Here is an 11,054-nt window from a genome sequence, read left to right on the forward strand (position 1 = left end):
GCCGCGGCGGACGCGGCTGGTCCAGCCGGCCGGCCCGCGGCCGCCCGGCGGCGGTGGCCCCCGCGGGGAGCCGCTCGCGGGTGCTCTCGCGCTCAGCCGGCATCGGTGGCCGCCTCCTCCTCGTCCAGGTGGTACTCCGTCTCCCGCCAGTCCTCCGGCAGCATGTGGTCCAGGACGTCGTCCACGGTGACCGTGCCCAGCAGTGACCCGGCCTCGTTGACGACGGGTGCCGCCACCATGTCGTACGTCGCGAAGAACCCGGCGACGACCGGCAGCGTGGCGTCGGGGGCGAGGGGCAGCAGGTCGTCGTCGAGCATCGAGCCGACGAGGGCGTAGACCTGGGCGGCCAGCGCGGGGGAGAGGTCGCGGTTGCGGACCCGGGCCAGGGCGTCGGCGACGGTGGCGTCCGGGCGCAGCACGATCGGCTCGGGGTTCATCAGACCGCCCGCCGTGCGCTCCTCGTACGACATCAGCCGACGCATGTCGGCCGCGTCGGCGGGCTGCATCAGGTCCAGCAGCCGCTCCTGCTCCTCCTCGGGCAGTTCGGCGAGCAGGTCGGCGGCGTCGTCCGGGTCCATCGCCTCCAGCACGTCGGCCGCGCGCTCGCCCTTCAGCTTGCCCAGGATCTCGATCTGGTCGTCCTCCGGGAGCTCCTCGAGGACGTCGGCGAGGCGGTCGTCGTCCAGGGCGGCGGCGACCTCCGCGCGACGTTTGGGCGACAGATGGTGCAGCACGTTGGCGAGGTCGGCGGGGTGCAGCTGCTCGAAGGTGGCGAGCAGGCTCTCCGCGCCCTGCCCGTGCTCCTCCAGCGAGAAACCGGTGACCGCGGACCACTCCACCGTCAGTGTCTCTCCCCGGTTGCGCCGGAACGCGCCGCCCTTGCGCCCCTTGCGGACGAAGACCCGGTCGACCTCCCAGTCCCGGCGGGCGGGCAGCTGCTGCACCGACACGTCCAGGACGGTGACCTCCTCGCCCGTCTCCACGAGCGTCACCCGCCGGTCGAGCAGTTCGCCGAAGACGAGCCGTTCGGTGGGCCGCTGCTCGAAGCGCCGGACGTTGAGCACGCCGGTGGTGATGACCTGACCGGACTCGATGCTCGTCACCCGGGTCATGGGCAGGAAGATACGGCGCCGGGTGGGGAGTTCGACGACCAGCCCGAGCAGTCGGGGCGGCCGGCGCCCGACGCGCAGCATGACGACGAGATCCCGTACGCGCCCGACCTGGTCGCCCGCCGGGTCGAAGGCGGCGACGCCGGAAAGGTGCGAGAGGAAGATCCGGGGGGCGCCCGCTGCCATGGCCGCACCTCCTTCTGCGTGGCTCTGTGAACTCGTGGCCCCGTGCTGCGTGATACGTGACGTGCGTGCTGGGTTTCTTTTCCCAAATGCCCGCTCAGGAGGGCTTCAGGCTAGCCCGTCCCTCTGGGATACGCGCTGGTGAGGGAGGTGGACGGTCTGGTTCCGTGCGTCTCGCGCGGCACCGGTACGCTGCCGTACGCCGCTCAGGATTCCTCTCGGAAAGGCAGCGCCGCCTGTGACTGCGATTCCCCAGGGCCGTACTCGCCGGGCCGCGCTGACGAGCGCGCTGTGCGCCGTGGTCGTCGTGGTGGGCACGGGCCTGACGGGGTGTTCCGAGGCCGACCCGGACGCCGGCACCAACGGGGTGGGCAAGCTGCCGGCCGAGCAGATCCAGGCCAGGACGCGGACGGCGGCCGAGTCCGCGGACACCGTGCACCTGTCCGGGAACGTGGTCAGCGGCGGCCGTACGTACCGGCTCGACATGCGGCTGAAGGCCGACGGCGGCACCGGCTCGGTCACCTCCGAGGGGGTGACCTTCGGGCTGCTGCGGGTCGGGGAGCAGCTGTTCCTGAAGGCGGACGCCGGGTTCTGGGGCCAGGTCGACGACAGCGGCAAGGGCGCCGGGGCCGCCGACAAGCTCGACGGCAAGTATGTGAAGGTGCCGCAGGGCGACCCCGCGTACCAGCGGTTCAGCGGCTTCACGGACAAGGACGTCCTCCTCGACGGTCTGCTGACCCTGCACGGAACGCTGACGAAGGACGGCCACCACGAGCAGTCCGGCGTCCGTACGATCCGCATCACCGGCGGCCAGGGCGCCGGCGGCACCCTGGACGTCTCCCTGGAGGGCAAGCCCTACCCCCTGCGCCTGGAGCGCGCGGGCGGCGCGGGGACCCTGGCCTTCTCGGAGTGGGGCAAGGACTTCCTCCTGGCTCAGCCGGAGAAGAGCGAGACGGTCGACTACGGCAAGCAGCTGCCGACGTCCTGACTCCTCTCCCACCGGTCCTCCTCTCCCACCGGGCCGCTACTTCCCCCGCCGCCTCTTCATCAACAGCCGTGGCAGCCCCGCCGGGACCGGCCGCCGGGTCGTCGCCGGCGTCGGCAGTGGAGCCTCGGCCAGCGAACCCTTCGGCAGCGGCGTCGTCGCCCCCGTGGGCTCCAGGCGCAGCACCCGGCACTCGCGGGCCCACCGCTGTGTCATGGCCTCGCTGTCGGGCGCGTTGAGTCGCTTGCCCTTCAGCTCGGCCACCGCCGCCTGCCAGCCCTCCGAGTCCGGCGCGAGCTCCACGACCCTCGCGGCCCAGGTGACCAGACGGCCGCCCTTGTCCTTGCTGCGCACCGTCACCTCGGCCTCGGCCCCGTCGGCCAGCCCCGGCAGCGGCTGCTCGCCGGGCCCGTCGCCGACCAGGCACGCCGCGCTCTCGTGCCACACGTGCCACAGGGCGCGCGCCGGAACACCGGGGCCCCTGACCCAGATGAGGCCGGACTTCTTGGTGGCCTCCTCGACGAGGGCCCGGTCGAGCAGCTCACTTGTCATGGCAGAAAGAGTAACGAGCCCGCTCACAGCCAGCCGTTGCGCTTCAGCGCGCGGTGGATGCCCAGACAGATCCCGGCCATGACGGCCAGGATCAGCGGATAGCCGTACTTCCAGTGCAGCTCGGGCATGTGGTCGAAGTTCATGCCGTACACCCCGCACACCATCGTCGGTACGGCGATGATCGCGGCCCAGGACGTGATCTTCCGCATGTCCTCGTTCTGCGCGACGGAGGCCTGCGCGAGGTTGGCCTGGAGGATGGAGTTGAGCAGCTCGTCGAAGCCTGTGACCTGCTCCTGCACCCGGGCCACGTGGTCGGCCACGTCCCGGAAGTACTTCTGGATGTCCGGGTCGATCAGTCTCATCGGCCGCTCGCTCAGCAGCTGCATGGGCCGCAGCAGCGGCGACACCGCCCGCTTGAACGCCAGTACCTCGCGCTTGAGTTGGTAGATCCGGCCGGCGTCGGTGCCGCGCGCGGTGCCGCCCCGGCCCGGCGAGAACACCTCCGTCTCCACCTCGTCGATGTCGCCCTGCAGGGCGTCCGCGACCGCGATGTAGCCGTCGACGACGTGGTCGGCGATGGCGTGCAGCACCGCCGAGGGGCCCTTGGCCAGCAGCTCGGGGTCCTCCTGCAGCCGGTGCCGCAGCGCGCGCAGCGAGCCCTTGCCACCGTGCCGGACGGTGATGAAGAAGTCCCGGCCGGTGAAGCACATGACCTCGCCGGTCTCCACGATCTCGCTGTTGGCGGTGAGCTTGTCGTGGTCGAGGTAGTGGATGGTCTTGAAGACGGTGAAGAGGGTGTCGTCGTAGCGCTCCAGCTTGGGCCGCTGGTGGGCCGTGACCGCGTCCTCCACGGCCAGCGGGTGCAGCCCGAACTCCCCAGCGATACCGGCGAATTCGGCCTCGGTCGGCTCGTGCAGGCCGATCCACACGAAGCCGCCGTCGCGCCGCACCAGGCGCATCGCCTCCTGCGGCGTGAGCGGCCGCTCGGTCTCGACGCGGGCGCCGTCGCGGTAGACGGCGCAGTCGACGACGGCGGAGGGCGTCACGGGGATGTGCGTGGTGTCGTACGTGCACTCGCCCTTGCGTGCGGCCGTACGGGAGGGGCGGACCGCGGCACGCAGGTCACGGATCATCGACATGGCGGGGCTCCTTCGCAGCGAGCAACGAGGGGCCGCCGACAGCGGTTGGAACTGCCCGGAATGAGGACGTCCTTGCCTGGGGATGTTTGGCACGTCCACAAAGCGGGGAGCACCGCACCGTCGCGGTGGCACGAGCTTCGTTGCTGATTCGGAACTGATGCGGATCAAGCAGACGAAACGAGCGCTCTTCCGTGCGACACGCGCCAGGGCACGAGAGCGAGAGGTGGCAGCCGGCCGAAGCCAGGACAACTACATCAGCGGCGGGAAGAGCGGGTGCTACTGCACGGTCGACTTCGGTCCATGACAGCCCCACCTCCTCCGGCCGGTCCCTCGTGAGGGAGTTCCTTCGGTGCCGGGGCTCGATCGCGATGCTTCTGCATGCTGCCCCGGGTGACCGATCAAGAGTATCAGCAGCCCGGCGTGTCAAGGCGTCGCTTTGCCCGGCGCTGACGAGTTCTATGCTCGCCGCATGGCTGATGTTCTTCCTCTGGTCGAGGCCCGGCTGCGCTCCGCGCTGGGCGAGCCGGACGCGCGCGCCGCGGTCACCTTCCTCGGCACGGACCGCATCGAGGTGCTGCGCTTTCGCGAGGGGGACATCGTCCGGTACGCGACCCTCGGCATGTCCGCCCACCCCATGACCGATCCCACGGCGATGCTCGCCGACCCGGTCAAGGGGCCGCGCGCCGAGCTGGTCCTCTCGGTCCGGGCGGGCCTCGCCGACACCGACAAGGTGCTCCGTCCGCTCGCCGTGCTCGGCGCGTCCCCGCAGGTCGAGGGTGTGGTGGTGGCGCCGGGCGCCTCGCTGGACGTGGGTGAGCCGCTGTGGCCGGGCGGGCTCTTCACCTCGGTGCTGGTGGCCGAGCCGGGCGGCCTGGTGGAGGACCTGGAGCTCGACGAGCCGATGGAGCCCGTACGGTTCCTGCCGCTGTTGCCGATGACGCCGAACGAGGCCGCCTGGAAGCGGGTGCACGGCGCGCAGGCCCTGCAGGAGCGCTGGCTGACGAACGGGACGGACCTGCGGGACCCCGCCCGCCGGTCCGTCCCGCTGGAGTGACCGATCTCACCAGCCGGGGTACCGGGGTGTCGGTCGGCGAACACCGCGACACCGGCTGCCGCGGGATGCCGCCCGCTCTCTTGTGCTGTTACTGCTGCGCGTGCACGTGCTCCTTCGCACGTCCGGACCGGTGCTCTTTGCGGCCCTGGGTCGGGGCGGCTAATTGATGCAGTGTGCATCCGGTCTTTGCCGGGCCCCGTGTTCCGGCCGGACGGGTGATCGTCCTTGACGCGGCGCGGCCGGGGTAGGACCGTGGGGCCCTATGAGGGGCGAACCCAGTTGCCCGAAGTGCGGTGGCCGGGTCAGGGCTCCCGGACTCTTCAACGACTCCTGGCAGTGCGATGTGCACGGGACGGTCTATCCGCTGCAGCCCGTGATACCGCCCAGCGTCGAGGCCCTCGGGGTCGTGGTGCGCCGCACACAGGTGCCGGTGTGGATGCCGTGGCCCCTGCCGGTCGGCTGGCTGTTCACGGGCGTGACCTATGCCGGGGACGACCGCAGCGGCGGCCGTGCCACGGCCGTGGCCTGTTCCGGTCCCGGGCCGCTCGGCGGCATGGGCGAACTCATCCTGGTGGCCGAGGAGCTCGGCGTCGGCCTCGGGGCGCGCTACGCCGGCATCGACGGCCCGGATCCCGGTGCGTACCTGGACGTCGAGAAGCCGCCCGACGCCAAGGTCCTGGCCGGTGGCCGCCCCACCCCGTTGTGGCACGTCTCCGGAGTCCCGGACGACCGTGCCGTCTTCGCGGGCGAGGCGCGCGGGCTGTGGCTGTGGGCGGTGGTGTGGCCCGAGCAGTCCGGGCTGCTGATGTACGAGGAACTGGTGCTGGCCGACCTGCGGGACGCGGGCGCCGAGCTGCAGCTGGTGCCGTGCGGGGCACTGTCGCCGCGGCTGCTGCGGCCGTAGGGGCGGGGGCGGTGCCGGGTCGTGGAGGGCGCGGGGCGGTGCCGGTCGCAGGGATGCGGCAGGGGCGCGGAGGCGGTGCGGTCGTAGAGCCCGCGCGGAGCAGCGCGGGCCGGTAGAGGGCGTGCGTGCTGTCGCCGCGGCTGTCGTGGGGTTGCAGGGGGTGGGGCCGTGCGGGCGCAGGGGGCGCGGAGGGCGGTGTCGGGCCGTAGGGGGCGCAGGGGCGGTACGGGTGTGACAGGGCATCCCGGGGCTCCCGTTATCCTTGGGTGTCCCCTTCCGTCCCGCCACGTCTGGAGTCCGTGTCGTGCGCATCGATCTGCACACCCACTCCACCGCGTCCGACGGCACGGACACCCCGGCCGAGCTGGTACGCAATGCCGCCGCGGCCGGTCTGCACGTCGTGGCGCTGACCGACCACGACACCACCCGCGGACACGCCGAGGCGATCGCCGCGCTGCCCGAGGGACTGACCCTCGTCACCGGAGCCGAGCTCTCCTGCCGTGCCGACGGCGTCAGCATGCACATGCTGGCCTACCTCTTCGACCCCGAGGAGCCCGCGCTGCTCGCCGAGCGGGAACTGGTCCGCGACGACCGGGTGCCGCGGGCCAAGACGATGATCGCCAAGCTGAACGCGCTGGGCGTGCCGGTCACCTGGGAACAGGTCACGCGGATCGCGGGCGACGGCTCGGTCGGACGGCCGCACATCGCCTCGGCGCTGGTCGGGCTCGGCGTCGTACCGACCGTGAGCGACGCCTTCACCGAGGACTGGCTGGCCGACGGCGGCCGGGCCTGGGTGGAGAAGCACGAGACGGACCCGTTCGAGGCGATCCGGCTGGTCAAGGCCGCCGGCGGAGTCTGCGTCCTCGCCCATCCGGCCGCCGCCAAGCGGGGCCGTACGGTGCCGGAGTCCACGATCACCGAGCTGGCCGCCGCCGGGCTCGACGGTCTTGAGGTCGACCACATGGAGCACGACCCCGACACCCGCGCGCGGCTGCGCGGCCTGGCCGGGGAGCTGGGGCTGCTGGTGACCGGATCCAGCGACTACCACGGCAGCCGGAAGACCGTCTCGCTCGGTGAGTACACGACGGACCCGGAGGTGTACGGGGAGATCACGCGGCGGGCGACCGGGGCCTTCCCGGTGCCGGGGGCCGGCGGGGCCTGAGACCTCACTGCCTTCAGCTCCCGGTTCCCGCAGTTCCCGTGGTTCCCGTAGTCCGTTCTTCCGCAAGGCCTGTTCACCAATGTTCGACGCTGCCGTCTTCGGCTCCCTCTTCCTCACCCTTTTCGTCATCATGGATCCCCCGGGGATCATCCCGATCTTCCTCGCGCTGACCGCCGGCCGGCCCGGCAAGGTGCAGAAGCGGATGGCCTTCCAGGCCGTGTGCGTGGCGGGCGGGGTCATCGCCGTGTTCGGCCTGCTCGGCCACGAGATCCTGAACTACCTGCACGTGTCCGTCCCGGCGCTGATGATCGCCGGCGGGCTGCTTCTGCTGCTGATCGCCCTCGACCTGCTCACCGGCAAGATGGAGGAGCCCGAGCAGACCAAGGACGTCAACGTCGCGCTGGTGCCGCTGGGCATGCCGCTGCTGGCCGGGCCGGGCGCGATCGTGTCGGTCATCCTCGCCGTGCAGAAGGCGGACAGCGTGGCCTCCCAGGTCTCGGTGTGGTCGGCCATACTCGCCGTCCACGTCGTGCTGTGGCTGGTCATGCGCTACTCGCTGCTGATCATCCGGGTCATCAAGGACGGCGGCGTGGTGCTGGTGACGCGGCTGGCGGGCATGATGCTCTCCGCGATCGCCGTGCAGCAGATCATCAACGGCGTCACCCAGGTGATCCAGGGCGCCTGAGACCCCGTACGCAACAAGCCCCCGTACGGGCACGCTTCATAGCGCGGTACAGGGGCTGTGAGGCCTGAAAACGGGCCCGCTGTTATGAGACCGGGGTCTCGGCGGGGCGGATCCACAGCCTCTGGCCGATCGCGGCGGCCTGCTGAACGATCCCGTTGACGGAGGCGGCGTCCACGACGGTGCTGTCCACGGCGGTGCCGTCGACCTCGTCGAGTCGCATGATCTCGAAGCGCACGGGCTTCTCCCTTCGTCTGGTCATCCTCCTGAGGAGAATTGCTCGGTGAGGGTGCACGGGCGGCGGTGCTCCGTGTTCCGTACGGGTACAACGAGCTGCCCGCTACAAACATTCCCTACGCTAAAGAAATTTTTCGAATGGCTAATAACTGACCGGTAAGGGAGCGTGGGTCGACCGAACGGGAGCAGTTGTGTTCGCAGCGTGACCGCCGGGAGAATGGAGACGATGAACGACGACCTCGGGGCGCTGTCCGCCCGCATCGACCGCACGAACGAGCTGCTGGAGCGCATGCTCGCCGAGGTGGCGAAGACGCCCTCGACCCATGCGATCTTCGTCGATGCCGGGTACCTCTACGCGGCGGCGGGGCGGCTGGTGGCCGGGACGGAGGACCGCCGGGCCTTCGACCTGGACGCCGAGGGGCTGATCGACGCGCTCATCGACCGGGCCCGCACCGTCTTCGCCGACAGCCGGCTGCTGCGCGTCTACTGGTACGACGGCGCCAGGCGCCGTATCCACACCGCCGAGCAGCAGTCGATCGCCGAACTCCCGGACGTCAAGGTCCGCCTGGGCAACCTCAACGCCAACAACCAGCAGAAGGGCGTGGACTCCCTCATCCGGACGGACCTGGAGTCACTGGCCCGGCACCGCGCCATCAGCGACGCGGCCCTGCTCGGCGGAGACGAGGACCTGGTGCCGGCGGTGGAGGCGGCCCAGGGCTACGGAGCCCGGGTCCATCTGTGGGGCGTCGAGGCCCCCGAGTGCCGCAACCAGGCCGAGCCGCTGCTCTGGGAGGTCGACAGCCAGCGCACGCTCGACCTCGACTTCTTCAAGCCGTACGTCTCCCGGCGCACCACGCCCGAGTACGACCCCACCGCCACGGCGGCCCGCCCGACCCGCGAGAACGTGCGCTTCGTGGGCGCCCAGATCGCCGCGAAGTGGCTCGCGGCGCGCGGCCGCGAAACCGTGGGGGAACTGCTGCCCGGACACCCGTATCTGCCGGGCTCGGTGGACCAGGACCTGCTGGTCGAGGCCGAAAACATCCTCCAGTACTCCCTGCGCGGCCAGGCGGACCTGCGGCGCGCGCTGCGGGACGGCTTCTGGGACCACCTGCAGACGCAGTTCTAGCCGTACCGCCCGGTGCTGGTGAGGGTGGCGGCCCAGAAGTCGGCGAGGGCGCGGGCCGTGGTGAGCGGCTGGTCGCAGTTGGGGGAGTGCTCGGCGCCCTCGACAACCGTGCGCCGGGCGGCGAGCCGTACGGCCATGTCGTCCAGGAGCGGCAGCGGCCAGGTGTCGTCCAGCGCCCCCGACAGCACGTGGAACGGCAGCGGTACGGCGGCGAGTTCGGCGACGCGGTCCGGCTCGGTGCACAACTGGTGGCCGGTGGCGAGGAGTTGGGCGGGCTTGTTGGCCAGCCAGCGGCGGCGCAGATCCTCGTGGTCGTCGAGGCCCTCGTCGAGTTCGGCGCCGGTGTCGGTCTCCTCGGGCGTTTCCAGCGCGGGCGCTTCCATGGCCCGGATGGCCTCCCACACCTCGGCCATCGTCATCACGCCGAGCGCGTCCCGCAGCAGCTTGACGCGCTGCTGCTGCGAGGCGGAGATCTGCGCCGGGCCGGAGGCCATCAGAGTGAGCGAGAGGAAGGGGGAGTGGTCGAGCAGCACGGCCGCGCGGGCGATCTGGCCGCCGAGGGAGTGCCCGAGCAGATGCAGGGAGGTGCCGAGCGCCTCCGCCAGCGCGAGGACGTCCCGGGCGAGTTCCGCCTGGGCGTAGGCGGACTCGTCGTCCAGGGGCCCGTCCGTCTCGAACTGCCCGCGTCCGTCCACGGCCACCGTCCGGTACCCGCGCGCCGCGAGCGGCTCGTGCAGCGGGTTGAAGTCCTCCTTGCTGCCGGTGAACCCCGGCAGCAGCAGGGCGGTGCCCCGCGGCTCGACACCGTCCGCGACGGGCGCGTCGACCACGGCGAACTCACCGCGCGCGGTACGCAACCGGTACGCACGCGCTCCGGGCGGCGGGACGAACGTAGGTGGCCTGCTCATGCGCCGAGGCTACCGGGGAGGAGGCGTATGAGGGGCCCTGGGACGGCAGTTGGGGGAGTCGGCCGGAGGCGTACGCCGACGGCCCGGCCCACCGTGGGGTGGGCCGGGCCGTCGGGTGCCGGGTTCCGCGCGCTGGACTGCTTGGGATCAGGCCTCCGCGGACTCCGCGAGGGCAGCGGCCTTCACCGCGGCGACCTTGCGGGTGCGGCGGGGCTCGGCCTCCGGCGCACCATTGGCCTGCGCGGGAATCCCGGCGGTGACGGTCTCAGCGGCGACCTTGCGGGTACGGCGCCGGGGCTTGACCTCGGCCTCCTCGGAAACCTCGGAAACCTCGGCGACGGCAACCGTCTTGCGGGTGCGGCGGGGCCTGGCCTCGGCACCTTCGGCGGCCACGGTCGTCTTCCGGGTGCGGCGGGGCTTGCTCTCCGTGCCCTCGGCCGTGGCCGGCGCCTCGGGGGCCTCCGCGGTGACCTTGCGGGTGCGGCGGCGCGGTTTGCTCTCCGCGCCTTCGGTGGTGTCGAGGGCCGTGGCAGCGGTGCTGCCCGGGCCGTCGGAGACCTGCGCCGGGGCCTCCGCGCCAACCGCTGCTTCGACGGTCCTGCGGGTGCGGCGGCGCGGCTTCGGCTCCGGCTCGGCCGTCGTTGCCTCGGTGGTGGTCGATGCTGTCTCGGCGGTTGCCTCGGTCGGCTCCGGTGTTTCCGGGGCGGCCGTGGGCTCGGTCTCCGCCGACTTGCGGGTGCGGCGGCGCGGCTGTGTGGGGGGTTCCGTGGCCTCGACGGCCGGCCCCTCGGCCGTGGTCACCGCGGCTTCCGCGGACTCCGCCGGCTGCGTCGGTGCGCCGCCGCGTGTGCGGCGCCGACGGCGTGGCGTACGGGTGGCGGTGGCCTCTTCCGTGGCCGCGGGCTCGACCGGTGCGGCGCCTTCGGCCGGCGCCGAGTCCACCGGCGCACCGCCGCGCGTGCGGCGTCGGCGCCGCAGCGTACGCGCCGGGCGCTCGCGGTCGGTGCCGCGCG

11 protein-coding genes and 2 pseudogenes are annotated in these 11,054 nt (G+C 72.0%); 6 read left to right on the plus strand and 7 right to left on the minus strand.

What is annotated here, in order from left to right:
- A pseudogene (locus tag DEP02_RS35885) lies at positions 1 to 103 on the minus strand (DUF1003 domain-containing protein); the annotation flags it as partial.
- Positions 93 to 1,295, minus strand: coding sequence for a magnesium transporter MgtE N-terminal domain-containing protein (locus DEP02_RS18485; RefSeq protein ID WP_112468773.1), 1,203 nt, complete (start codon positions 1,293 to 1,295; stop codon positions 93 to 95). The pseudogene DEP02_RS35885 and the gene DEP02_RS18485, both read right to left, overlap by 11 nt.
- A gap of 235 nt (positions 1,296 to 1,530) precedes the next feature.
- Here DEP02_RS18485 and DEP02_RS18490 point away from each other — a divergent pair, with 235 nt between their 5' ends.
- Positions 1,531 to 2,280, plus strand: a complete 750-nt coding sequence (locus DEP02_RS18490; RefSeq protein ID WP_112468775.1) for a hypothetical protein — start codon at positions 1,531 to 1,533, stop codon at positions 2,278 to 2,280.
- A gap of 36 nt (positions 2,281 to 2,316) precedes the next feature.
- Here the strand turns inward: DEP02_RS18490 and DEP02_RS18495 are convergent, their stop codons facing one another.
- Together DEP02_RS18495 and DEP02_RS18500 are read right to left on the minus strand one after the other, a co-directional pair.
- Entirely contained in the window at positions 2,317 to 2,829 is a 513-nt protein-coding gene (locus DEP02_RS18495) for a hypothetical protein (protein ID WP_112468777.1), read from the minus strand.
- Positions 2,830 to 2,852: 23 nt separating this feature from the next.
- On the minus strand, positions 2,853 to 3,968 hold the full coding sequence (locus tag DEP02_RS18500; RefSeq protein WP_112468779.1) for a magnesium and cobalt transport protein CorA: 1,116 nt from the start codon (positions 3,966 to 3,968) through the stop codon (positions 2,853 to 2,855).
- 469 nt (positions 3,969 to 4,437) lie between these two features.
- Between DEP02_RS18500 and DEP02_RS18505 the strand changes: the two genes are divergently transcribed.
- The 4 genes from DEP02_RS18505 (at position 4,438) to DEP02_RS18520 (ending at position 7,773) form a co-directional block, all read left to right on the plus strand.
- Entirely contained in the window at positions 4,438 to 5,022 is a 585-nt protein-coding gene (locus DEP02_RS18505; protein WP_112468781.1) for a suppressor of fused domain protein, read from the plus strand.
- Between the two features lie 262 nt (positions 5,023 to 5,284).
- Positions 5,285 to 5,926 (plus strand): DUF6758 family protein, encoded by a 642-nt coding sequence (locus DEP02_RS18510; protein ID WP_112468783.1) that lies wholly within the window; start codon positions 5,285 to 5,287, stop codon positions 5,924 to 5,926.
- A gap of 304 nt (positions 5,927 to 6,230) precedes the next feature.
- Positions 6,231 to 7,088 (plus strand): PHP domain-containing protein, encoded by an 858-nt coding sequence (locus DEP02_RS18515; protein ID WP_112468785.1) that lies wholly within the window; start codon positions 6,231 to 6,233, stop codon positions 7,086 to 7,088.
- 79 nt (positions 7,089 to 7,167) lie between these two features.
- Complete coding sequence (locus DEP02_RS18520; RefSeq protein ID WP_112468787.1) at positions 7,168 to 7,773, plus strand: MarC family protein; 606 nt, start codon at positions 7,168 to 7,170, stop codon at positions 7,771 to 7,773.
- An 82-nt stretch (positions 7,774 to 7,855) separates the two neighbouring features.
- On the opposite strand, the gene DEP02_RS33555 is transcribed toward DEP02_RS18520, so the two are convergent.
- A complete protein-coding gene (locus tag DEP02_RS33555; protein ID WP_500299504.1) occupies positions 7,856 to 8,008 on the minus strand; it encodes a DUF8834 family protein in 153 nt (50 codons plus the stop codon).
- 225 nt (positions 8,009 to 8,233) lie between these two features.
- On the opposite strand from DEP02_RS33555, the gene DEP02_RS18525 reads away from it, so the two are divergent.
- Positions 8,234 to 9,133: an NYN domain-containing protein gene (locus DEP02_RS18525; protein ID WP_112468793.1), complete on the plus strand. Its 900-nt coding sequence runs from the start codon at positions 8,234 to 8,236 to the stop codon at positions 9,131 to 9,133.
- Here the strand turns inward: DEP02_RS18525 and DEP02_RS18530 are convergent.
- A complete protein-coding gene (locus DEP02_RS18530) occupies positions 9,130 to 10,041 on the minus strand; it encodes an alpha/beta fold hydrolase (RefSeq protein WP_112468789.1) in 912 nt (303 codons plus the stop codon). The two genes, DEP02_RS18525 and DEP02_RS18530, sit on opposite strands and share 4 nt — an antisense overlap.
- A 147-nt stretch (positions 10,042 to 10,188) precedes the next feature.
- A pseudogene (locus DEP02_RS18535) lies at positions 10,189 to 11,054 on the minus strand (DEAD/DEAH box helicase); the annotation flags it as partial.

It is taken from the genome of Streptomyces triticisoli (genome assembly GCF_003270085.1).
In the GTDB taxonomy this organism is placed as follows: domain Bacteria; phylum Actinomycetota; class Actinomycetes; order Streptomycetales; family Streptomycetaceae; genus Streptomyces; species Streptomyces triticisoli.

Excerpts from the sequence above, each read along its gene's own strand:
- DEP02_RS18485 (WP_112468773.1), bottom strand. The coding sequence starts at position 1,295 with ATGGCAGCGGGCGCCCCCCGGATCTTCCTCTCGCACCTTTCCGGCGTC.
- DEP02_RS18495 (WP_112468777.1), bottom strand. The coding sequence starts at position 2,829 with ATGACAAGTGAGCTGCTCGACCGGGCCCTCGTCGAGGAGGCCACCAAG.
- DEP02_RS18500 (WP_112468779.1), bottom strand. The coding sequence starts at position 3,968 with ATGTCGATGATCCGTGACCTGCGTGCCGCGGTCCGCCCCTCCCGTACG.
- DEP02_RS18505 (WP_112468781.1), top strand. The coding sequence starts at position 4,438 with ATGGCTGATGTTCTTCCTCTGGTCGAGGCCCGGCTGCGCTCCGCGCTG.
- DEP02_RS18510 (WP_112468783.1), top strand. The coding sequence starts at position 5,285 with ATGAGGGGCGAACCCAGTTGCCCGAAGTGCGGTGGCCGGGTCAGGGCT.
- DEP02_RS18520 (WP_112468787.1), top strand. The coding sequence starts at position 7,168 with ATGTTCGACGCTGCCGTCTTCGGCTCCCTCTTCCTCACCCTTTTCGTC.
- DEP02_RS18525 (WP_112468793.1), top strand. The coding sequence starts at position 8,234 with ATGAACGACGACCTCGGGGCGCTGTCCGCCCGCATCGACCGCACGAAC.
- DEP02_RS18530 (WP_112468789.1), bottom strand. The coding sequence starts at position 10,041 with ATGAGCAGGCCACCTACGTTCGTCCCGCCGCCCGGAGCGCGTGCGTAC.